The 20,837-nt window shown below is 48.7% G+C and carries 21 protein-coding genes; 15 read left to right on the top strand and 6 right to left on the bottom strand.

Annotated elements, in window-relative coordinates:
• Window positions 1-118 precede the first annotated feature (118 nt).
• Window positions 119-949 carry a universal stress protein gene (locus tag KWJ01_RS16830; protein ID WP_224997988.1) on the top strand — a complete coding sequence of 277 codons (831 nt, stop codon included), beginning with the start codon at window positions 119-121 and terminating at the stop codon, window positions 947-949.
• Between the two features lie 43 nt (window positions 950-992).
• Here the strand turns inward: KWJ01_RS16830 and KWJ01_RS16825 are convergent, their stop codons facing one another.
• Both KWJ01_RS16825 and KWJ01_RS16820 read right to left on the bottom strand, forming a co-directional pair.
• Complete coding sequence (locus KWJ01_RS16825; protein WP_224997987.1) at window positions 993-1,205, bottom strand: hypothetical protein; 213 nt, start codon at window positions 1,203-1,205, stop codon at window positions 993-995.
• Between the two features lie 139 nt (window positions 1,206-1,344).
• A complete protein-coding gene (locus KWJ01_RS16820) occupies window positions 1,345-2,223 on the bottom strand; it encodes a spore photoproduct lyase family protein (RefSeq protein ID WP_224997986.1) in 879 nt (292 codons plus the stop codon).
• Between the two features lie 111 nt (window positions 2,224-2,334).
• Here KWJ01_RS16820 and KWJ01_RS16815 point away from each other — a divergent pair, with 111 nt between their 5' ends.
• The 5 genes from KWJ01_RS16815 to KWJ01_RS16795 all read left to right on the top strand — a co-directional run bounded on the left by KWJ01_RS16815 (window position 2,335) and on the right by KWJ01_RS16795 (window position 6,081).
• Window positions 2,335-3,180, top strand: coding sequence for a hypothetical protein (locus KWJ01_RS16815; protein WP_224997985.1), 846 nt, complete (start codon window positions 2,335-2,337; stop codon window positions 3,178-3,180).
• Window positions 3,181-3,187: 7 nt separating this feature from the next.
• Window positions 3,188-3,883, top strand: coding sequence for an HAD family phosphatase (locus KWJ01_RS16810; protein WP_224997984.1), 696 nt, complete (start codon window positions 3,188-3,190; stop codon window positions 3,881-3,883).
• Window positions 3,870-4,541 carry a DUF4159 domain-containing protein gene (locus KWJ01_RS16805; protein WP_224997982.1) on the top strand — a complete coding sequence of 224 codons (672 nt, stop codon included), beginning with the start codon at window positions 3,870-3,872 and terminating at the stop codon, window positions 4,539-4,541. Before KWJ01_RS16810 ends, KWJ01_RS16805 begins: the two co-directional genes overlap by 14 nt.
• 136 nt (window positions 4,542-4,677) lie before the next feature.
• Complete coding sequence (locus KWJ01_RS16800; protein WP_224997980.1) at window positions 4,678-5,472, top strand: acyl-CoA desaturase; 795 nt, start codon at window positions 4,678-4,680, stop codon at window positions 5,470-5,472.
• A gap of 276 nt (window positions 5,473-5,748) precedes the next feature.
• Entirely contained in the window at window positions 5,749-6,081 is a 333-nt protein-coding gene (locus KWJ01_RS16795) for a hypothetical protein (RefSeq protein ID WP_224997979.1), read from the top strand.
• A gap of 351 nt (window positions 6,082-6,432) precedes the next feature.
• Here the strand turns inward: KWJ01_RS16795 and KWJ01_RS16790 are convergent, their stop codons facing one another.
• Complete coding sequence (locus tag KWJ01_RS16790; protein WP_224997977.1) at window positions 6,433-7,053, bottom strand: hypothetical protein; 621 nt, start codon at window positions 7,051-7,053, stop codon at window positions 6,433-6,435.
• A 222-nt stretch (window positions 7,054-7,275) separates the two neighbouring features.
• Between KWJ01_RS16790 and smc the strand changes: the two genes are divergently transcribed.
• The 9 genes from smc to KWJ01_RS16745 all read left to right on the top strand — a co-directional run bounded on the left by smc (window position 7,276) and on the right by KWJ01_RS16745 (window position 15,764).
• Window positions 7,276-10,827, top strand: coding sequence for a chromosome segregation protein SMC (gene smc, locus KWJ01_RS16785; RefSeq protein ID WP_224997975.1), 3,552 nt, complete (start codon window positions 7,276-7,278; stop codon window positions 10,825-10,827).
• A gap of 277 nt (window positions 10,828-11,104) precedes the next feature.
• Entirely contained in the window at window positions 11,105-11,899 is a 795-nt protein-coding gene (gene ppk2, locus KWJ01_RS16780; RefSeq protein ID WP_224997974.1) for a polyphosphate kinase 2, read from the top strand.
• A gap of 216 nt (window positions 11,900-12,115) precedes the next feature.
• Window positions 12,116-12,469: a carboxypeptidase-like regulatory domain-containing protein gene (locus KWJ01_RS16775; RefSeq protein WP_224997973.1), complete on the top strand. Its 354-nt coding sequence runs from the start codon at window positions 12,116-12,118 to the stop codon at window positions 12,467-12,469.
• Between the two features lie 11 nt (window positions 12,470-12,480).
• The gene (locus KWJ01_RS16770; protein WP_224997972.1) at window positions 12,481-13,038 is read left to right on the top strand and encodes an NUDIX hydrolase; all 558 of its coding nucleotides are present in this window, start codon (window positions 12,481-12,483) and stop codon (window positions 13,036-13,038) included.
• 127 nt (window positions 13,039-13,165) lie between these two features.
• Entirely contained in the window at window positions 13,166-13,588 is a 423-nt protein-coding gene (locus tag KWJ01_RS16765; protein WP_224997971.1) for a thioesterase family protein, read from the top strand.
• A 7-nt stretch (window positions 13,589-13,595) separates the two neighbouring features.
• Window positions 13,596-14,312, top strand: coding sequence for a hypothetical protein (locus tag KWJ01_RS16760; RefSeq protein ID WP_224997970.1), 717 nt, complete (start codon window positions 13,596-13,598; stop codon window positions 14,310-14,312).
• A gap of 59 nt (window positions 14,313-14,371) precedes the next feature.
• Complete coding sequence (locus tag KWJ01_RS16755; RefSeq protein WP_224997969.1) at window positions 14,372-14,740, top strand: DMT family protein; 369 nt, start codon at window positions 14,372-14,374, stop codon at window positions 14,738-14,740.
• A complete protein-coding gene (locus KWJ01_RS16750) occupies window positions 14,737-15,135 on the top strand; it encodes a (deoxy)nucleoside triphosphate pyrophosphohydrolase (RefSeq protein ID WP_224997968.1) in 399 nt (132 codons plus the stop codon). Before KWJ01_RS16755 ends, KWJ01_RS16750 begins: the two co-directional genes overlap by 4 nt.
• 74 nt (window positions 15,136-15,209) lie before the next feature.
• Entirely contained in the window at window positions 15,210-15,764 is a 555-nt protein-coding gene (locus KWJ01_RS16745; protein WP_224997967.1) for a hypothetical protein, read from the top strand.
• A 254-nt stretch (window positions 15,765-16,018) separates the two neighbouring features.
• On the opposite strand, the gene KWJ01_RS16740 is transcribed toward KWJ01_RS16745, so the two are convergent.
• The 3 genes from KWJ01_RS16740 to KWJ01_RS16730 form a co-directional block, all read right to left on the bottom strand.
• Entirely contained in the window at window positions 16,019-18,346 is a 2,328-nt protein-coding gene (locus KWJ01_RS16740; protein WP_224997965.1) for an OmpA family protein, read from the bottom strand.
• 5 nt (window positions 18,347-18,351) lie between these two features.
• Window positions 18,352-19,647 (bottom strand): M48 family metallopeptidase, encoded by a 1,296-nt coding sequence (locus KWJ01_RS16735; protein ID WP_224997963.1) that lies wholly within the window; start codon window positions 19,645-19,647, stop codon window positions 18,352-18,354.
• A 62-nt stretch (window positions 19,648-19,709) separates the two neighbouring features.
• Entirely contained in the window at window positions 19,710-20,744 is a 1,035-nt protein-coding gene (locus KWJ01_RS16730) for a type IX secretion system membrane protein PorP/SprF (RefSeq protein ID WP_224997962.1), read from the bottom strand.
• Window positions 20,745-20,837: the final 93 nt, after the last annotated feature.

The following is a 20,837-nucleotide window of genomic DNA, read 5'->3' as shown; positions in this document are numbered from 1 at the left end:
CTGAAATTAATGGCTAAAAAAACACATTCTGGAGCCTGCTCTTGCTGCAAACTAAGTTTGCCGTTCAGGATAAAACATTTGAACCCCGGCCATACTTATTTAGTAAAACATCAGAAATATGTCACTACGCAATATACTGGTGCCAACAGATTTTTCTGATCAAGCCCAGGCTTCCCTGGATTATGCACTCTTTCTTGCTAAAAACGTTGGAGCAAGCGTGCATGTGCTGAACAGCTATTACGTTCCCATCAACACCATAGAAACAGATTATGTGGTAGACCAGGCCATCTGGATGGAACAAAGCCGGCAGCGGGCAACAGAAGAAATGAAATTGCTCGAGGAGCGCTCACTGAAAACAGCTGGCGTTAACTATGAATGCCTGGTGCATCCCGGCCCGGCCATGAACGATATAAATGACACCATCAAAAACAATGGTGTTGACCTGGTGGTGATGGGCACCTACAAGACCAATGAGCTTGATAATTTTTTTGGCAATTTGTACACCCAGGCCATTCGCCATGCAAAGGCACCCGTTTTACTTGTTCCTGAACTAACAGCCCCCGCGCTACCCCGCTCTGTTGTATTTGCCACAGATCTGCGCCCGCTCGAAAACAGGGAGCCTTTATACAGGCTGGCTGCTATACTTGCAGACCTGGGAGCCTCCCTGAAACTTTTGCATGTACACCCGCCGGGAGAAAGCATAAGCAGTAAAAAGAGGGAGGAGCTGGCGCAACTGCAGGATCAGCTTTCCCTATTCAGGCCAGAGGTAATATGGCTCGAGGCCGATGATGCCGAGGATGGCATACTGGACTTTTCAGAAAAACAGAAACCAGACTGGCTAATGGCTGTTTCTCATCACTATGGTTTGCTGGAAGGTATGTTCCACAGCAGCCACACCAAAAAATTAGCCCGGCATACAAATGTGCCTTTGCTCGTTTCTCACGAATAAGACCATTTTAAATGCCGGGCCAGTACTAATTAACAAGGGTTTTTCAGGTTGCGTCGCCGTCCTGATTTTCCTGCTTACCTTTTGGAGATATGCTCTTCTGGCGGGTGGCAGGTACTTCGGAAGTACCCATTCTGTCTGTACGTACGTTCGGAGCTTTTTCGCCTTTTACATTAGGATTGATGTTATCCCTCAGTTCACCACTTTTCACTTCCGACTCGTTCACGTGCTTATCTCTTCCTGTGTTGCTATTACCCATATCTGAAAAAATTTTAAGTTCTGTAATTAATTCTCTTTAATAATCTAACTAGTAAAACGGGCTTATGGTTACGCCGGCGCATTAGGAGTTAGGGGTAACTACAGCTCAAAACCAGCCGGCGACTGAAAAACACAGGCACCTAAAAAATATACCTGATGCTGTTCCAGGGAATAATCTCATCGTGCAGCGCTACCCACTGATTAATGTATTCCCGCTTTAGCGGAAGCTGGTACCGTACAGCCTGGCTGCCATACTGGCTCTGTTTTGCCTCCTGCTTTTCGGGCTGCCACAACAGGGCTTCGCTTTGCACAAAGCCGCGCTCCAGGTTACGCTCGTGCTGCCAGGGGTTATGGGTAAGAAAAATACATTCAGCAGCTACCTCCTGCCGCAGTTCCGGGGGCACAGCAGCGGCCACAGCCCTAAACAATTCCCGGTACTCCTGCAGCCAGCCTTCATACACTACTATGGGTGAAAAGTTAAGATGTACCTCATAGCCGGCTCTGGAAAATTCAGTAATGGCATTAATTCTTTCACTGATGGCTGTTGTATTGGGCTCCAGCAGTGAGCTAACCGATTGCGGCATGAGGCTAAAGCGTATTCTTATCTTTTTTTTGGGCTGATAGTTAAGCAGGGCAGTATTCACATATTTTGTAGCAAAGGTGGCCTTGGCCCTGCTGTGATCCCTGAAAAAATCGAACACCCGCTGCCAGTCGTAATGCTTCCAGTGCAGGCTGATATCGGTAGAGCAGCCAATGTCATATGTCCAGTACTGCGGATCTACCTGGTTGGCTGGCTTTGGAAAAGGCAGTGCTTCTACATGCTGTTTCAGTTTAAGTAAAATATCATCGAGATTATCGTTTATGTAAACAGTATCATAGTTGTACCGCATTACATAGCAATAGGAATTTCTGCAACCGCCCAGGCAGCCATAGATAAAATTAGGTGTAACAAAATCAGACGAGCGGTCATTTGATTTTATGGTGAGCGTTTTGGTTCGCTGATGTTTTACCTTTGGCATGTGCAGTATTTATACATAAACTATAAACAAATATACAGCACAACTACACACTTAGTTCATTACTTTATAACAGAATTAGCCTTTGTTTCAACATAGGCAAAAATTATGGCTATGCAACAACTTTATGCCTGGACTGGCCTTGGCCGCCCCCTTTCTCATAAATGGTTTACCCACAGATTAGTGTTTATATGCCTTGCTGCTGCCTTTCTGATAGCAGCAGGCATGCACCTGGCAGAAGTTCAGGATGGCTTGTACAGCGCTGCAGTATTTGGCCTGCGCATTACTTTTGCTGTATTTTTCAGCTGGGCTATAACCCGTGAGCTTGATCCGGATGAGCCCTGGGCTGCCATTGTTGCAGTTGGACTTGCTTCGGCAGGACTCTGGTTCTGGCCCTATCCTCACCTGAAGCTCTTCTTTCTGGTGTTGTTGCTGCTAAGGCTCATTAACAGGAGCACCGGTGTTGAGGCAAAAATTCCGGATGTGCTGCTGATTTTGCTGCTCACAGCCTGGCTGCTGTATGAAGAGCAACTGATTGCTGGTGCTTTTGCAGCCCTGGCCCTCTGGAGCAATGGCAGGCTGCCAAACCCACAAGCATACCATAAATACCTGGCTCTGGCAATAGCCCTGCTTACTGTGCTGGCTGCCATGCATTATCCTGCCCAGCGAGTGCCCAATGAGCTGTCCATGTGGATCAACATCAGCATTATTACCCTGGCTACCGGCTTTGCCCTCTTTTCACGACAGCTAAAAAAGGTAAAAAGCACTGCAGATGCCACCACTGCGCCACTTTCCATAGTAAGAGTAAAAGCAGCACAGCTGATCGCCCTGCTGGTGTTCACAGTATTTTCGCTCTGGTATGGCGACTGGCTTTTCGTGCAAATAATTACAATCTGGGCAACCTTTGGTGCTATATTTCTGTATGCCGCATTGAATTACAAAACATCTCTACAAAGATAATTGACTCATGACAGACAAAACCAAAGACTCTCCCAAAGCCATACTGTTTGATATGGACGGCGTGCTGGTAAACAATCATGATTATCATGTAAAAGCCTGGGAAGCATATGGTGAAAAGCATGGCCGCTTTTTAAGCAAAGAAGAATTTGATGAGCATGTAAACGGCCAGACCACCAAAAGTGTGATCCGCTATATGTACGACAACAATATATCGGAAGAGAAAGTACAGCAACTCTCAGACGAAAAAGAAGAACTGTACAGAGCACTCTACAAGCCACACATGGCACCGGTAGCCGGGCTGCTCAAACTGCTGGACCAGCTAAAAAGCAGTGGCTGGTTACTTGCAGTGGCTACCTCTGCCCCAACTGAAAATCTGCGCTACACAGTAGACGGGCTGGAGATTTCTCACTATTTTGACGCTTTCGTGGACAGCTCCGGCGCCGATATTAAAAATGGCAAGCCCGCCCCCGATATATATTTGAAAGCCGCTAAAGTATTAAATGTGCCTCCCGGCCGTTGTATAGTTTTCGAGGATTCTATGGCCGGAATAACTGCAGGCCAGCGTGCAGGCATGCAGGTAGTAGCCTTAACAACTACACACACAGCCGAGGAACTAGCTCAGACGGAGGTACGTTGGATACATAGTTCATTTGAAACAATAAACAATAATTTGCTGAACAACATACTGGATGAAGCTCATTAAACCGATTTTCTTTACCCTCCTGATCTGCCTGACAAGCCTTCTATCGTGGGCCCAGCAGGGCACCGGCCTGCAAATTGCCAAGCTAAAATACAGCGGCGGTGGCGACTGGTATGCCAACAAAACTGCCCTGCCTAACCTCATCAGCTTTGCCAATCAGCACCTGAATACCCGCATCTCGCAGCGCGATGCAGTAGTAGAGGCGGGCAGCCCAGAGCTTTACTCCTACCCCTACGTGTACATGACCGGCCATGGCAATGTGGTTTTTACACAGCAGGAAGCCCAAAACCTGCGTACCTACCTGCTCTCAGGCGGCTTCTTACATATTGATGATAATTACGGCCTCGACAAATATGTGCGCCTGGAGATGAAAAAAGTATTCCCGGAGCTGGAGTTTGTAGAGCTGCCTTTTAACCATCCTATTTACCACCAGCAGTTTTCATTTCCCAAGGGCCTGCCTAAAGTGCATGAGCACGACGGCAAACCCGCACAGGGCTTTGGCCTGTTCTACGAGGGCCGGCTGGTGTGCTTTTATTCTTATGAATGTGACCTTGGCAATGGCTGGGAAGACCAGACGGTGCATAATGATCCGGAAGAGAAACGGCAGCAGGCTCTAAAGATGGGAGCCAACATTCTGTCTTATGTATTTACCCGCGAATAATTTTTTCAAAAAAAAATTATTACACTTTGTCACAATCTCACCCCTGTGCTTGTCATAAGTATGCCGGGTGTAGTATCCCAGTGTGGAACCCGGGTAAACAACCTATTGCATAATACAGTACTAAAATTAATTCACAGTGATCATTATTTTATTCTTTATAGCGCACTGGTATCTGTCGCTTTTCTTCCAGACGTTCTTTCTGCATCGTTATGCAGCACATAAAATGTATACCATGAGCCCCTTCTGGGAGCGTGCATTTTATGTTTTCACCTGGATCTTCCAGGGCTCTTCCTACCTGAGCCCGCGGGCCTATGCAATTCTGCACAGAATGCACCATGCCTATTCCGATACCCCAAAAGATCCGCACTCACCACATCACACCAAAAATGTGTTTACCATGATGTGGCATACAAAAGAGATCTTTAATGAAATTTATGAGCAGACCACCAAAGTGGAAGAACGTTTTGTAAGGGATGTTCCGGACTGGCCGGCATTTGACCGTTTTGCCGGCAGCCGCTGGAGCAGGATCTCCTGGGGTGTGCTCTATGTAGTGTTTTATGTGCTGTGCATCAGTGTATTTGAATTACCCGGCACACACTGGGCCATGTATGCTTTACTGCCGGTACACTTCCTGATCGGCCCGGTTCATGGTGCCATTGTAAACTGGAGCGGCCATAAATACGGCTATTCTAATTTCGATAACAACGATAAGTCCAGAAACTCGCTGGTAGTTGATTTCCTGATGCTGGGAGAGCTGTTCCAAAACAACCACCACAAACTGCCAAACCGCGCAAACTTTGGTGTTAAGTGGTATGAAGTAGATCCTATTTTCCCCGCTGTTAAAGTGCTTAGTTTCCTGAAAGTGATCAGGATGAGGCCTAAAACAGTTCCAATGAAACAGAACAGGGTTTCTGAAGCAAAAGCTGCCTAAGGGCATAAGCTGCCTAAAGGCAAAAGCTGCCTGAAAACAAGGGTGGTTTGAAACCCGGGGCATCTTCAGCAACTGAAGCACTGCAACAACCAGATTATTTACAACCTTCAGGAATAGCCGGCTATAAGCCGGCTATTCCTGTTTTCAGCAGCCCCGGGCACATGCTCCTAAAAATCACTTCCAAATGTTAACAAATCTGCGCTTTACAGGTTGTACATCCATGCAACAGATCGTTGCATTTTAAAAACAGATTGAGAGATTTTTTAAACGAAGCATATGATGATCAAAATAAAATATTTCAGGAACCAGCTAAACAGCCTGCTGGGAATTTGTGCTGTAACAGCTATGCTGCTGCTAAGTTCCTGCGGCAGTGATAATGAGAGAGGCAATATCAATGAAGATGGTAATTACGGCTATGGCGCCGATGTAGATGAATCACGCCAGCCTTCAGTAAAAGATATTGACACCAGCAACCAGGATACCAGCCAGTTCAACGGCACTCCCGATGCTGTAAACCCTAATAGCGGCGGAGGTTCGGTTCCAACTGACAGCGGTGACACCAATATCGACAACAACAATACCGGAGGCGGCAACACAAACAATAACTAATAGTAGGAATTAAAATATACTACCCTTAGTAAAAGATCTCTAAGCATAAGCCATCCCGTATTTCAATTTGGGATTAAATAAGCAAAAACAGCCTTGGGTACTATCCCAAGGCTGTTTTTGCTTCAAGCTGTTAGTTTTTGCGAGCTACCGAGGCCCGGGAGGCACCACGAAATGGTCCGCCCCCACTCCGCTTCGCTGCGTTCGCAAATAATGTACTGCTAATAAGAATGGCCTCTGGAGATCTCCAGAGGCCATTCTTATTAGAAATCCTGGCATCTTAAAACTTAGTATGTTTCATGTTTATCAGAGATAATGCATTTTAAAGCTCGGGGAGTGTGAGCTGCTTTTTATTCAGAAATGTTTAGGATTCAGGATCTCGGCCATCAGAATAGCCTGTTTCATTCCCTGCCTGCTGTGCGCCAGTTTCCTCAGTTGCTGCGAAAGGGGCAGCGGTGCCTTTCTGGTATCATAAGGCTTAAACCTTCTTTCCGATGCTTTTGCCTTTACTTTTTTCTTTGCCTTAGGCCTTGCAACCCTAGGCTTGATGGCCTCAGATCTGGTACGGTCCAGTATTTCGGCCCGGTCTTTAGCCGGTAGCGACTCCTGTAAGGATTTAAGGTGCTCGGTGCGCTGCATCTGCTCCAGTGCCTCTGCTTCCATATTTTTGATTACAGGCTGCCGGGGGGCTACAGGAATAAATTCATCATCCACCTGCTCCTGCATGGTTTCTACTTTTTCTGAGGCCCTTCGTTTTGCCCGCTGTGCTGCCTGGTCGTAACGCTCAAGCAGCTCCTCTAAAGATCCTGCCTCTTGGTGATGGGGCACCCGCGGAGCCTCACGATGATCTACCTCCGGCTCCTCATCGAAAATGGGTGGTGTGCCTGTCTGCTCCTTCCGCCGCTTTTTAAGGGCGCCGAAAATAAGATAGATAATACCAAAGATGATATAAATGATTACCTGCAGATCTTCCATAGCAGCAAATTACCAAAATCCTTTTAAATTTACCTGTTTGTGTAGCGGAGAAAGCACAGAGGAACCTTGCATTTAGCCTGAACAATAGTAAATGTAAAGAAGGGCAAGGTTCTGGCGCTACCGGCGTTTCTGTTTCAGCGCCTCCCCGTCAGGGGCAGCAGCCTGTTACAAAAACACCATCCATAAGTAAACACATACGTTGGGAAGAAAGAAGAGGATTTCATGCGGCTTACCCGGTTAGAAATAAAAGGCTTTAAAAGTTTTGGCGATAAGGTAGTTATCAATTTTGATGAAGGCATCACAGGAATTGTGGGCCCTAACGGATGCGGTAAATCTAATGTAGTGGATGCCATACGCTGGGTGCTGGGCGAGCAGAAAACCAAGGCCCTGCGCAGCGATAAAATGGAGAACGTTATTTTTAACGGCACCAAAAACCGCAAACCCAGCCAGATGGCGGAAGTATCGCTTACTTTCGACAACACCAAGAACCTCCTGCCAACCGAGTACTCCAAAGTAACCATAACCCGCCGCTACTACCGCAGCGGCGAAAGTGAGTACGAACTCAACGGCGTACCCTGCCGGCTAAAAGATATCAACAACCTCTTTCTGGACACTGGTATTGCCTCTAACAGCTATGCCATTATAGAACTGAAGATGGTAGACGAGCTTCTCAATGATAAGGAAGGCTCCCGCCGTGCCCTTTTCGAAGAAGCTGCCGGTATTTCCAAATTCAAAAAACGCAAGAAGGAAACACTCAAAAAGCTGGAAGAGACCAATGCCGACCTGGAAAGGGTAAAGGACCTGCTGTTTGAGATCGAAAAAAACCTAAAGTCTCTGGAGCGACAGGCCAAGCAGGCAGAGCGCTACTTTGCCCTCAAGGAAGAATACAAAAAGCTAAGCCTCCGCCTGGGCCGACAGACCATCAGCCAGTATACCGACAGGTTCCTGGGCCTGCACAGGCAGCTGCAGGATGAGCAGGACAGAAAAATAGCCCTGGATGCCCAGCTGGCAGAAAAAGAAGCCCTGGGCGAGGAAGCCAAAACCAGCCTTATCAGCCGCGAAAAACTGTTAAGCAGCCGGCAGAAGACCCTCAACGAACATGTGGCTAAAATACGTCAGGTAGAGAGCGATAAAAAGATCAAGAATGAGCGCCTGCGTTTCCTGAACGATAAGCGCGACTCCCTGCTGGAGCAGCTGCAAAACGACAAACAAAGTCACGAGCGTGCCGCTTTCAGCATCAGCAGCCTTAGCCAGGAGCGCAGCGTTGCCGAGCAACTGGTGGCAGAAGCAGGACTGCTCCTGGATGAGCTAAAGGAAGCCTACGAGGAGCAAAAGAATATTACCAATAACCTGCGCCAGGAAGCCAGTCTGGCTACGAACCAGCAGCGGCAGCTACAGGAGCAGACCTTTAAGCTTAACAAATCGCTGGAGATAAAGCAGGTACAGTACTCCTCCCTGCGACAGGAGCTGGAAAAAACCCAGCAGGAAGGCAGCCAGCATAGCAGCAGCCTCTCGCAGTTCGAAGATAAACTGGCCGATGTACAGGAAGAGGTGGTGGAGAAAGAAGAGCTTTTAAACAAGCTTAAGGGCGAAGAAACCGACCTGCAGCAGCAGTTGGCAGCACTGGAAAACAGCCTGCAGCAAAACAGGGAGCTCCTGGCAAACAACCGTCGCCAGCTCGATGCAAAGCAGAATGAATACAGCCTTACCAAAAGCCTGGTAGATAACCTGGAGGGCTTCCCCGAGGCCATCCGCTACCTGAAGAAAAAAACAGACTGGGGCAAAAATGTGCCCCTCCTATCGGATATTATTGCCTGCTCTGAGGAATACAGGATTGCCGTAGAAACCTTCCTGGAACCCTGGATGAACCACTATGTAGTGGATAACTGGCAGCAGGCACTGGAAGCTACCGCTTTACTGAATTCAGCAGCCCGGGGCAGGGCCCAGTTTTTTGTACTGGATGCACTGCAACAGGTGGCACCTGCAGCACCAATGGCTACCGCAGAAAATGCACCGGCAGGCTGTATTCCAGCACTCTCGGTGGTAGAGGCCGATGCCAAATATGCTGCCCTTACCGCTCATCTTTTTACAGATACCTTTATTACCCTTACCGACGATAGCTTTGAGCTAAGCAATGGCAGCTACTCCATTATCAGCAAAAGCGGACGCTTAATAAAACGTCGCTACAGCCTGCTGGGTGGTTCTGTTGGTATGTTCGAGGGCAAACGGATTGGCCGGGCCAAAAACCTGGAAAAACTGCAGACAGAGATTCAACAACTGCAGGTAGAGGTTAGCCGGCTGGAGAAACTGCAGCAGGAGCAGCATACCGAGCTTGGCAGACTCAAAAGCAGCACGCGGCGCCAGCAGATCGAGACCACCAGCCGCGAGCTGTCCATTCTGCAGCAGGAGCTGGTGCAGGTACGTACCCGCCACGAGCAGCTTATGCAGTTACTGAGCAACCAGGCTACCCGCCAGGAAGATATGCGCCAGCAAATGGAGCTGCTGCAGGAAGAAATAGCCGACATTGCCCCGGAAGCAAGCTCAGTAGCAGAAAGACTGCAGGCACTGGAGGAGCGCAGCATACAACTCCAGGACGACCTGAACCTGCAAAATGAAGCACTGGCCGTAAAATCATCGCGCTTCAACCAGCAGAACATTCTGTTTCACCAGCAGGAAAACAAGCTTAACTCGCTGTTGCAGGAGATCGGCTTTAAGGAGCAGTCGCTGCAGAGCAGCCAGGAGCGCATATCCCGTAACAGCACCGCCCTCGCCGATACAGAATCAGAAATAGAAGGCCTGATGCAGCGCAGCGAACTGGGCGATGAGGAGCTGCTGAACATGTATGCTGAAAAAGAATCTATAGAAGCAGGTGTGAACGAAGCAGAGCGTCACTACTACGAGGTTCGTGGCCAGATCGATACCCTGGAGAAAGAAGCCCGGGAACTGCAGCGCCGCCGCGAAAGCAGCCAGGCCCTGATCATGGAGCTACAAAACCGCCAGAACGAGTATAAGCTGCAGCTCACCAGTGTAAAAGAGCGCCTGTCGGTAGAGTTTAATGTGGATGCCGAAGCGCTTATGGAGCAGTCGGCCGAAGAAGAGCTGCTAAGCGAGGCAGAACTGCAGCAGGAGGTGCGTTCGGTGCGGGAGAAAATAGACAAGATCGGTCCTATTAACCCTATGGCCATGGAGGCTTACCAGGAAATCCTGGAGCGCCACCAGTTTATCACAGCCCAGCGCGACGACCTGGTAACCGCACAGGAATCGCTGATGGAAACCATGGGCCAGCTGGATTCTGCCGCCCAGGAGGCTTTCCTAAGCGCCTTTTACCAGATCAAAGAGCACTTTATACGCGTATTCCGCTCGCTCTTTACCGAAGAAGATGATTGTGACCTTAAGCTAACCGACCCTGATAACCCGCTGGAAACAAGCATCGATATCATAGCCAAGCCCAAAGGCAAGCGGCCGCTTACCATTAACCAGCTATCGGGTGGTGAAAAGACACTTACCGCCACCTCTCTCCTCTTCAGCATTTACCTGCTGAAGCCGGCTCCTTTCTGTATTTTCGATGAGGTAGACGCTCCGCTCGATGATGCCAACATCGACAAGTTCAACAACATCATCCGCAAGTTCTCGCAGGAGTCGCAGTTCATCATTGTAACGCACAACAAACGCACCATGGCCAGCACCGACATTATGTATGGCGTAACCATGCTCGAGCAGGGCGTTTCACGCGTAGTGCCGGTAGATTTACGGGAGCTGGAGGTGGAGTATTAGAGAGGTGTGGGGTATGAGGTTTGAGGTATGGGCTTGGCTAGTGCGGGGTTTCCAGTGTAGGCTCTTTTAACTTACTACACTTTATTCATCATAAACCTGCCTTCACCCAGGCAGGTTCCAGTTATTACCGGCCAAGTTCACACTTGGTACCTCATACCCCATACCTAAAAACAAACAATTTTATTACGGCAAGGGGCATTGTTTTAGAAGAAATGCTAAATTCAGCACAAATTTTCAGTTAAATATATTTTCTAAACAAAATCTGCTTTGCTCATCTATGCAAGACAGAAGATATGCCTCAGACTTACGTAAGCTGCAGATTGAGTTGGTGCGGATGCAGCGCTGGGTACAGGAAACACATCAGCGTGTGCTGATTATCTTTGAGGGGAGGGATACAGCTGGTAAAGGGGGTGCAATCTTCCGTTTTACACACTTTCTTAACCCCAGGGCTATGCGTATTGTAGCCCTGCCCAAACCAACCGAGCTCGAGAAAGAGCAATGGTACTTTCAGCGCTACCTGAAAGAGCTGCCCAATGCAGGTGAAATTGTGTTCTTTGACCGTAGCTGGTACAACCGTGCTGTGGTGGAGCCAGTGATGGGCTTCTGCACCGAAGGACAGTACCAGCTGTTCCTGAAGCAGGTGCCCCATGTAGAGCAGATGCTTATAGAAGATGGGGTGAAGCTCATCAAGTTCTGGTTCAGCATTGATATAGAAGAACAGAAGCGCAGGCTGATAGAGCGGCAGATCAACCCGCTTAAGCAGTGGAAGATCAGCTCGGTAGATATGAAGGCGCAGCAAAAGTGGCATGAATTTACCCGCTACAAAGAGCTTATGTTTGAAGCAACGCATACACCATACAGCCCCTGGGTAATTCTGAAAGGCAACGACAAGGCAAAAGCCAGGCTGGAGTCAATACGCTATGTGCTCTCGCAGATAAAGTTTCCGCAGCGCGGCTTGACAGGCGCCAACCTGGAGCCCGATCCGAGTATCATACAGCAGTATGAGCACATGCCTGCCAGCTATGTGGCCAATCTGCATATACCTTCCAAGCCCGAACCAGAAGATTTGTAAACAGAGCCTCCTGACAGGAGGTTCTTGTGTTTAGTAATCACAGATACAATTTAGAGATGTATATAATGTCCTGAACGCTGCAGGCAGCCGGTAAAAACTTCAACTTAAGCTATTTCACCCTGTTTGAAAGGTTATGTGCTAGTTTCATTTTTTTTGGGTGCTTTTTTCGCAGAAATTTGTCAGGTTGCGTTTAGGTACTGAATTCAACAAGCAATTATGAAAAAGAACTATTTCTTCCTCCTCTTTACTGCCTGCATATTGCTGGCCTGTGCACCATCGCAGATTCTGAAAACCAGCTTACGGGTAACGGTGCTCGATGAGCTTGGGAACCCGGTAGAGGGTGCCAGCATACTGCTGTATGGTAACGAAAGTGATTACCGCAGCTCTAAAAACCCGGTTGTACCTAAGGCAGTCACCAACAACAAAGGCATAGCCAAAATAAGTGAGCTGGAACCTAAATCTTATTTTATAGATGTTCGCAAAGGCGATATGAACAACTTTGGTGGTGGCATACAAACAGATACGCTACAGGCCAGCCGCATTAATAAAATCAATGTTGTTATTGAATAAGCAGTAATCGCATGACGCGAAACCATTTACTGGCAGAGCTACGTTTGTACAAACCCTACAGCCAGCGTGAACAGGAGCATTTAAGAAAAATAACCAGCCTGCTGGAGCGTGAAAGTGATTGCTTTTTACGCAGCCGGGCCGATGGCCATTTTACTGCCTCAGGCTGGGTGGTATCACCAGATCTGCAACAGGTACTGCTGATGCACCACCGCAAGCTCGACAAATGGCTGCAGCCGGGTGGCCATGCCGATGGCGATACCAACCTGGCAGGTGTAGCATTGCGCGAAGCCCACGAAGAAAGCGGCCTTACTAGCCTGCGCCTGTTGCGAACCGATATTTTTGATGTGGATGTCCATCCCATTCCTGCCAGGGGAAACGAAAAAGAGCATTACCACTACGATATCCGTTACCTGCTAACAGCCAACCCGAATGAAAAACTTGCGCCTAACGGCGAAAGCAAGGGGTTTGCCTGGATAACTTTACAGGATGTAGAGCAGCTGACAGCTGCCAACCCCTCTATCCTGCGCATGGTAAACAAAACCATGCAACTGCCTGTAGCAGGTGTATGAACGGCCACAGGTATAAGCCCTGAACCCGGCAGAAAATAGCAGTGCCACCATACTAAATGCGCTGGAAACCTGCTCTTTTTTTACAGATGGTCCTGACCCTCCAGTCCTAATATTTTAGTCTTTGGATATGCAAAATTTTAAGTTCAGTAAAACAGTAGAGGTCCGCTATAACGACCTCGACACCATGCAGCACGTGAACAATGCGGTTTACCTTACCTACATTGAACAAGCGCGCTCGGGTTACCTGACTACCGCCTGCCAGTGGGACTGGAGCAAGCTGGGCCTGGTACTGGCAAAAACTGACATTAATTACAGAAGACCAATTCTTTTTCATCATAAACCAACCGTATGGATACGCAGCAGCAAACTGGGCCAGAGCTCCATTACACAGGAAGTTGTGATCACGGAAAAGGATCATATCAATATGATATATGCAGATGCCATGATTGTGCTCGTGCATGTAGATTTTAAATCTGGCAGGCCTTTACCATTACCCGATTATATTCGTAGCCGTATAGACAGCTATGAAACTATAAAAGTAGAAAGATAATAATCCTATGGCCCAAGAGCAGCAAGGTGCTCCGCAGCAGCAACAATATACTCCTGTAGTTCTTCCGGAAGATGGCGGCCCCATATACGCCGAAACCAACTTTGCAAGAACCATTGTTGAGCCCTGGAATGCAGTTTCTTCACTGGCCATATTACTCCCTGCCGTTTACTGGGCCATCCGTATCCGCCATAGTTACCGGAAATACTCCTTTCTTACCATCTGCCTGCCCTTCCTGTTCCTTGGGGGCCTGGGCAGCACTATTTTCCATGCCTTTCGCAGCCACCGCCTGTGGCTGCTGCTGGATATTACCCCTTCTGCCATTTTAACCCTGCTGCTGGGGCTTTTCTTCTGGATGAAGGTACTACCGCGAAAATGGATGGCTGTGCCACTGCTGCTGGTCGTGTTCCTGCTTAGAATGAATGTGTGGCGGGTGTTTCCTTCGCACCAGAGCATTAATATCTCTTATGCTTTATCAGGCATTGCTTTCTTTGTACCCATACTGCTTTACATGGCCCGTACCAGGTGGCAGGGCGCCTGGTCAATTGGCCTTTCAATTTTCTTTTTATTGCTAAGCCTGCTGTTCAGGCAAATAGACCATAACGCTGCTGCAGTGCTGCCTATGGGCACCCATTTTCTCTGGCACTTCTTTAGCGGTGTTGGCGCTTACTTCCTGGGGCTGTACCTCTACGAATCTAAAAATAAAGAAGCTGTATCTCCTGCATAGTCCCATAGCATAGTTACGGCAGGAATGATTAAATTCGGCACTCGTTTACATAAACTTTCATGAAATCATTCCTGACTATTCTGCTGTTAGTCTGCTCCAACACCTTTATGACGTTTGCATGGTATGGCCACCTAAAGTTCAAGGAAATGAAATGGGCCGAAAACCTGGGACTCATCAGCATTATTCTGATAAGCTGGGGCATTGCTTTTTTTGAGTACTGCTTTCAGGTACCAGCCAACAGGCTAGGCTTTAAGGGTACGGGTGGCCCTTTTTCCCTGGTAGAGCTAAAAGTACTGCAGGAGGTAATAACCCTGGTGGTGTTTGTGGTTTTTACCACCATTTTTTTCCGTACAGAAAGCTTCAGGCTAAACCACCTGATTGGCTTTGCTTTTCTAATCCTGGCTGTTTATTTCATCTTTAAGAAATGATTCTTGTAGCCTGCGCCATCATAGAGCACCAGAACAAGGTACTGGTAACTCAGCGGGGATACCATAAAGCAGAGGCTGGCTTATGGGAATTTCCCGGTGGCAAACTGGAAGAGGATGAAAGCCCGCAGGAGTGCATCATTCGAGAAATAGCAGAAGAGCTTGAGCTGCAGATAGCTCCCTACGCCCTTCTGCAGCCTGCTGACCACCAGTACCCGGATAAACATATCAGGCTGATTCCACTGGTTTGCCGCCTTACAGCTGGCAGCCTGCAGCTAAAAGAACATGCCGCCAGCCAGTGGCTGGCTCCCGCGGCCCTGCGCCCCCTCAACTGGTGCCCTGCCGATGTGCCGGTGCTGGAACAGTATTTGCAGTGGCTACAAAAACAAAGCAGCTAAAACAGGCTCCTGTTTTAATGTGCTGCCACACTCTTTTATACAAAGTGCACGTTTAAAGCTAAAATCATATCCCCATGATCAAAAAGACTTCCCTGCTCCTGGCGCTGCTTCTAACCAGCCTCCTCTGCCATGCACAGTGGCCATTCAAAAAAGATGAGAACGAGAAGGATAAGAAAGACAGGTTAAAGCTATACCAGAGCAGCAGAGGGGTACTGCTTGGCTACGAACGTGGCCGCATGGATATGATACAGGTGGGCTACCACAGCAACTGGAAAAAAATCAGGCTGCAAAAGCCGGTGATCAGGGCAACGGAAGCCTTTCTGGAGTATGCACCATTCAACAATGTGCTGGGCCTGAAAGCTGCCTACTGGCAGCGCCACGGCCGCCTAAAGTTTACCTATGGCCTGCATGGCGGTTATTTTACAGATTTCGATGAGGGTAGCCTAAGCATTGGCCCCTCGGCCGGTTTCAGGCTGCTGGGCTTTCACGGCCAGCTAGGGTATAATCTTTTCACTAACCCTGAGGTAGACGCGAACAGGCTTTACCTTTCCATCAGTTTCTTCATTCCACAGCACACCAGGCTCCGCTCTAAAAAAGGCGATAAAGAGAAAACGATTCTTAGGTGGTGAGCATAAGCATTGGTCTTAATTCACACCGGTCTGATTAGCTACATATTCCCTGACGCAAGCATCGGCTTGTACCTTTGCAGCAGGTTAACTTAATGTTGGTGCAGGGCAAAGACTAAACAGGGCACAAACAGATGCTTGTGCCAGGCGGTGGTAGTGCTGGCTGTCCCCTCTGTACTTTCTCCCAAGCTACAAAAAAAGACAGCCCCGGATTTTCATCCGGGGCTGTGCTGTATTTATGATGAAGAAATTACTTGCTATTTCCTGGCCTGGGTAAGGTCGATGATGCGTACCTCTACCCGGCGGCCTTCCTGTGCATTACCCTCCAGACCTTCGGCTGCTCCTAAGCCTTTGGCTACAATGCGGCGGCGGCCTACGCCACGTTTGTTAAAGTAATCGAGCACGGCTGTGGCACGCTCGTTTGAAAGCTTGCGGTTGTGATCGGCGTTACCATCTTTAGAGGCATAGCCGCTGATCTCCACACCAAGCTGCTCGTGCTTCTCAAACAGGCGGATTATTTCCTGCAGGGACTGTTCATCTTTGGGTTTCAGCACTTTGCTGTCTACATCAAAATAGATCTTGTACACCGGCTTCAGCAGTTCCTGGCTATAGGCTGCATTGCTCACCAGCTTTTGCTGCTGTGCCTGTTCGGTAACTTTTAAGGTTGGCAGGGTGTAAATTACCTGGCCTCCTATGTTCTTAGCTTCCAGCTTTGTTTTATCGTTCTCCTCGTAGTAGTAAACGGCTTCTGCATCTTCTACCATTTTGCCATTAGCATTGCTGAAATCAACATTTTCGATGGGGTTGATGGTGAACATCAGGTCCAGCATATAATCATATGCCTCCTTATCGCCGGCACCAATAATGGTTTCCATCATTTCATACACATCTATGCTGTCGCTTTTTACCATATTGCTTTCCTTGATCTTTTTCAGATCGTGGTGCAGTGGCTGACCGGTATCGTAAAAAGCATTCTGCACCTTTACCTCCTGGCCAACCACCACATCGAACTGCTTGATGGGGCGCAGGAAGATCTGCTGGAAAAGCTCGTAGAAATAATCCTGGTTAGGGATGTTCACGTTGATTGAATAGGGCAGGTAGCCGTCTGCTTTTACTATCAGGTCGTAGTTGCGGCCCGGAGGCAGAATAATCAGGTAGTTACCTGTTTTAGGATCGGGATTGTACACATAATCCAGCTTGTTACCGGTTTTTACGTCTACCACAAAGATCTGGGTAGAAACAGGCTCTTCATTCTCGCCTGCCAGAATGCGGCCCTTGATCATGGTGAGGGCTATATTCCTGTCCTGCTCCGGCATATTGAAAGTATAAATATCCTGCTCTCCATTTCCCCCAGACCTGTCGGAGGAGAAGTAGGCACGGCTGCCATCGGCAGTAAGGGTAAAGTAGCTTTCGTTTGCTGCCGTATTTATGGGGTAGCCCAGGTTCTCGGGCTTAGCCCATTTATCAGCCACTAGAAAGGACCGGAACACATCGTTGCCGCCGATAGCACCTTTACCATTGGCAGTAAAGTAAAGGGTACGTCCGTCGGGATGGATAAAGGGGGCATCTTCGTCGGCATCGGTATTAATGCCAGGCCCCAGGTTCACGGCCCTGCCCCAGCTGCCATTTGGCTGCAGTTCTGTTTTATAGATATCCAGCCCGCCAAAACCGCCGGGGCGGCTGCTGGCAAAGAATATAGCTTTGCCGTCGGGGGTAATGCTGGCGGTTGTTTCCAGGTAACGCGAGTTCAGATCGCCTTTAATTTCCTGTGGCAGCCCCCAGGCATCGCCTTTCCGCTGCAGCAGGTACAGGTTGCCGCCGGTATTATCCTGCAGGTAAATGATCATTTGCTGCCCATCGGCCGACATCCCCGCTGTTCCTGCGTTAAAGTTGCTGATCTTGAGGGGTTGTGGAGACGACCAGCTGCCTCCCTCCTTTTTTACCAGCATGATCTGCTCTATGCTTTTCTGGCTGCTGCGGCTATCGGCAGGTTTAAGCTGAGTATAGGCCATCAGCGACTCATCGGCACTTACAATCGGGTTGTACTCAGTAAATTCTGTGTTAATACCATTTTGCAGGGCACGCAGGCTTACAGCTTTGGCATTGGCCATAAACTCCTGTGCAAGCTGAGCTGTTGCTTTACGCTCCTTAACAGTCTTAAGCTTATCGGGAGTTTTACCGGCCAGTTTCTGGTACTGCTCAAAAGCAAGCAGGGCTTCCTGTGGCTGTGCAGCTACATGGTGGGCATCGCCAAGATACAGGTAATATTCTGCGGGTAGTTTATCGGCCCCTGCACCAGCCTGTTTCAGCAGGGGGAGCGCTTTTAGTTTTTCGGAATATTGTTTGCTCTCCAGGTAGCAGCGCCCGGCCTTGTAGTGCAAGTATGGAGACGACTCTCCTGCCTGCATGGCTTCCTGGTAGTGCTTAAGGGCATCGGAATAATTGCCAATTTCAAAAAGTTTCTCTGCACGATAGAGTGTCTGCGACTGTTGCTGTGCGCCCGCTCCCACAGAGAGCAGGCAGAGCAGTAAACCTGCACCCACCCCCTTTTTCCACATCTTGTTAAACCTGTAACGATTATGCATGCTTATTACACTTGTTTTTGCTTCTCCAGTGCCTCCAGCCTGTACAATAAAGGCGGATGCGAATAGTGTACCCATACATACCAGGGATGCGGCAGGGGCTGGCTAAGGTTCAGCACCGACAGCTTGCGCAGCGCTTCCTGCAGAGGCCTGGCTCCATAGGTTTGTGCTGCATAGGCATCGGCCTGGTACTCGTGCCTGCGGCTAAGGCTGTTCATCAGAAGGCCCAGCAACATCGAAATAGGCGAGTACAGCAGTCCAAACCCAATCAGGTTCAGGTGAAGCGGGAGCAGTCCCCCTTCCAGCGGATTGCCGCCCAGCGGGGTACCGCCCAGCGGAGTGCTGCCCAACGCCAGTGTGAGTGTTTCGCTGCCAATAAAGCGGCTTAGCAAAAACAGCATCAGACCCGACTGCAGCACCGACAGCACAAAGCCCTTCAGGATGTGCTGCTTTTTATAGTGCCCTGCTTCGTGCGCAAGCACTGCCACAATTTCTTCCTCGGTATGTTTTTCTATGAGGGTATCGTAAAGAACTATCTTCTTTTGCTTCCCCAAACCTGCGAAAAAAGCGTTGGCTTTACTGCTCCTTTTTGAGCCATCTATTACATAGATATTTTTAAGCGGGAAATTTATCTTTTGGCTGTATGTTTCGAGCGCTGTTTTAAGGGCTCCCTCCGTTAAGGGGCGCAGCTTATTGAAGAGCGGAAGAATGAGGCTGGTATAAAATACATTTGCCCCTAGCATAAAAAGAAGCAATACGCCCCAGAAGTAGAGCCAGAAGTTTTGCCCCAGCTGCAGCACCAGCCAGAGCAGCAAAGAGAGCAGTAAACCGCCTAAAAGGGCACCCAGGGCATAGCCCTTCAGCTTATCGAGCCAGAAAGTGCGCGCATTTGTTTTATTAAAGCCCCAGCGCTCTTCAATTTTAAAGGTACTGTACAGCTGAAAAGGCAGGCTAAGCAGATCAGAAGCCAGCATCAGCACACCAAAATAAAGCAGCGCAAGCAAAATAGGGTGCTGGGTCCAGGCCCGTAGCTGATCATCCAGCCAGCCAAAGCCTCCACTTAGCAGCATCACCAGCATCAGCAAAAAACTGTAGGTGGCGGTAATAAAGCCAAAGCGCTTGCGCTCCTGCTGATACGCAACACTTTGGTGGTATTTTTCTTCTGTTAAGATGCCTGAAAGCTGCGGCAGGTAGGGCTTTTTTAGATAGGTGTAATTGAGCCAGTCGAGCAGCAGTTCGAGCAGGTAGCCAAAGCTCACAAGGCCAACCAGCAATAGTTTTAAGGCGTTGGGTGATAAGCTCATATAAGCAATTATTGAAGTAATATTTAAGGGCTAAGCATAAAAAAAGACTGGTATTACCAGTCTTAAAATTCAGGACAAGGAATTTGCCTTACGTTTCTTGGAGGTCTTTTGCTCTTGATCCAGTCGAAGGTATAGGAAAGACTTACCTCATGGGCACCGCCGGTGGCCATGCTCAGGCTGCTAAGGGTATAGTCAAAACTATAGCCAATGTTCATGTTTCCCCTGATGAGGCCGATGAGCAAAACAGCCGATTCGTTTTTATTCCGCACCCCTTCTACTTTTGTGACAGGCAGACCGCGGTACCACAGCCCCACCACCAGTGGCTCGTAGGTAAGGTAAGCCCCCAGGCTTAGCTGCTTAAACTCTTTCTGCATTTTAAACTCTGCCGTTGGGGTAATGCTGCGCTCCCGGCCATAGCGGTCGTACTCGTTCCTGATCTCATCGGCCTTAAGGGCAATGCGGTAACCACCATGAAAGGAGTATTTAACAGGCAGCCTTTCCTCGCCATTTTCATTAAAACTGAAATAGGGCTGGTTCAGGTGGCTGGCCGATACACCGGCAAAAAGCCTGGGGGTATAGATCATACCGCCAAAGTTCAGGTCGAACTGGTAAAAGGGATTCATATCTGCCAGGCTTTCGCTGCTGGCACGTATACCATTAAAGCCGGTACCATTAAACTGATCGGCAAACTGCAGGTTGGAGTAATCGAGCCTGCGCTCAATAACGCCCAGGCTCATGCCCGGCCTGAAGGTTATTTTGCGGGTTAAGGGCAGCTGATAGGCATACTGTAAATGCAGACTGGTGCTGGCAAGGCCTGCAATACCCTGCCGGTCGTGCATCAGTATGGCACCTACACCGCTGTTATAATCTGCAAAATAATTATCGAAGTAAGCCGTATAAGTTGTGAAAGTAGCATCTATGGAGGGCCACTGCTGCCTGAAGTTTACCCCAACCCTGGCATTCGACAAGTTACCTGTAAGGGCAGGATTCAGGTAAAGCGGGTTGGCGTAATACTGCGAAAACTGTGGGTCTTGCGCCAGCAAAGTGGTACAGCACAGCATCATCAGCCCTACAATGATCAGGAAACTTTTATTCATAAAATGCAAAGGAGCAAGTGTTGGGAATAAAATAAATAAATATTCTTAAATTTTATGCGTTTTTAAAATTACGCAATTAGCGCTATTAGTAAT

Source organism: Cesiribacter sp. SM1 (assembly GCF_020178975.1).
Taxonomy (GTDB): Bacteria; Bacteroidota; Bacteroidia; order Cytophagales; family Cyclobacteriaceae; genus Cesiribacter.
This window is presented reverse-complemented; position numbering and strand designations above follow the sequence as displayed.

Excerpts from the sequence above, each read along its gene's own strand:
- KWJ01_RS16740 (WP_224997965.1), bottom strand. The coding sequence starts at position 18,346 with ATGCATAATCGTTACAGGTTTAACAAGATGTGGAAAAAGGGGGTGGGT.
- KWJ01_RS16760 (WP_224997970.1), top strand. The coding sequence starts at position 13,596 with ATGGCCCAAGAGCAGCAAGGTGCTCCGCAGCAGCAACAATATACTCCT.
- KWJ01_RS16745 (WP_224997967.1), top strand. The coding sequence starts at position 15,210 with ATGATCAAAAAGACTTCCCTGCTCCTGGCGCTGCTTCTAACCAGCCTC.
- KWJ01_RS16805 (WP_224997982.1), top strand. The coding sequence starts at position 3,870 with ATGAAGCTCATTAAACCGATTTTCTTTACCCTCCTGATCTGCCTGACA.
- KWJ01_RS16825 (WP_224997987.1), bottom strand. The coding sequence starts at position 1,205 with ATGGGTAATAGCAACACAGGAAGAGATAAGCACGTGAACGAGTCGGAA.
- KWJ01_RS16750 (WP_224997968.1), top strand. The coding sequence starts at position 14,737 with ATGATTCTTGTAGCCTGCGCCATCATAGAGCACCAGAACAAGGTACTG.
- KWJ01_RS16790 (WP_224997977.1), bottom strand. The coding sequence starts at position 7,053 with ATGGAAGATCTGCAGGTAATCATTTATATCATCTTTGGTATTATCTAT.
- KWJ01_RS16755 (WP_224997969.1), top strand. The coding sequence starts at position 14,372 with ATGAAATCATTCCTGACTATTCTGCTGTTAGTCTGCTCCAACACCTTT.
- KWJ01_RS16820 (WP_224997986.1), bottom strand. The coding sequence starts at position 2,223 with ATGCCAAAGGTAAAACATCAGCGAACCAAAACGCTCACCATAAAATCA.
- KWJ01_RS16730 (WP_224997962.1), bottom strand. The coding sequence starts at position 20,744 with ATGAATAAAAGTTTCCTGATCATTGTAGGGCTGATGATGCTGTGCTGT.
- smc (WP_224997975.1), top strand. The coding sequence starts at position 7,276 with ATGCGGCTTACCCGGTTAGAAATAAAAGGCTTTAAAAGTTTTGGCGAT.
- KWJ01_RS16775 (WP_224997973.1), top strand. The coding sequence starts at position 12,116 with ATGAAAAAGAACTATTTCTTCCTCCTCTTTACTGCCTGCATATTGCTG.
- KWJ01_RS16735 (WP_224997963.1), bottom strand. The coding sequence starts at position 19,647 with ATGAGCTTATCACCCAACGCCTTAAAACTATTGCTGGTTGGCCTTGTG.
- KWJ01_RS16770 (WP_224997972.1), top strand. The coding sequence starts at position 12,481 with ATGACGCGAAACCATTTACTGGCAGAGCTACGTTTGTACAAACCCTAC.
- KWJ01_RS16810 (WP_224997984.1), top strand. The coding sequence starts at position 3,188 with ATGACAGACAAAACCAAAGACTCTCCCAAAGCCATACTGTTTGATATG.
- KWJ01_RS16815 (WP_224997985.1), top strand. The coding sequence starts at position 2,335 with ATGCAACAACTTTATGCCTGGACTGGCCTTGGCCGCCCCCTTTCTCAT.
- ppk2 (WP_224997974.1), top strand. The coding sequence starts at position 11,105 with ATGCAAGACAGAAGATATGCCTCAGACTTACGTAAGCTGCAGATTGAG.
- KWJ01_RS16765 (WP_224997971.1), top strand. The coding sequence starts at position 13,166 with ATGCAAAATTTTAAGTTCAGTAAAACAGTAGAGGTCCGCTATAACGAC.
- KWJ01_RS16830 (WP_224997988.1), top strand. The coding sequence starts at position 119 with ATGTCACTACGCAATATACTGGTGCCAACAGATTTTTCTGATCAAGCC.
- KWJ01_RS16795 (WP_224997979.1), top strand. The coding sequence starts at position 5,749 with ATGATGATCAAAATAAAATATTTCAGGAACCAGCTAAACAGCCTGCTG.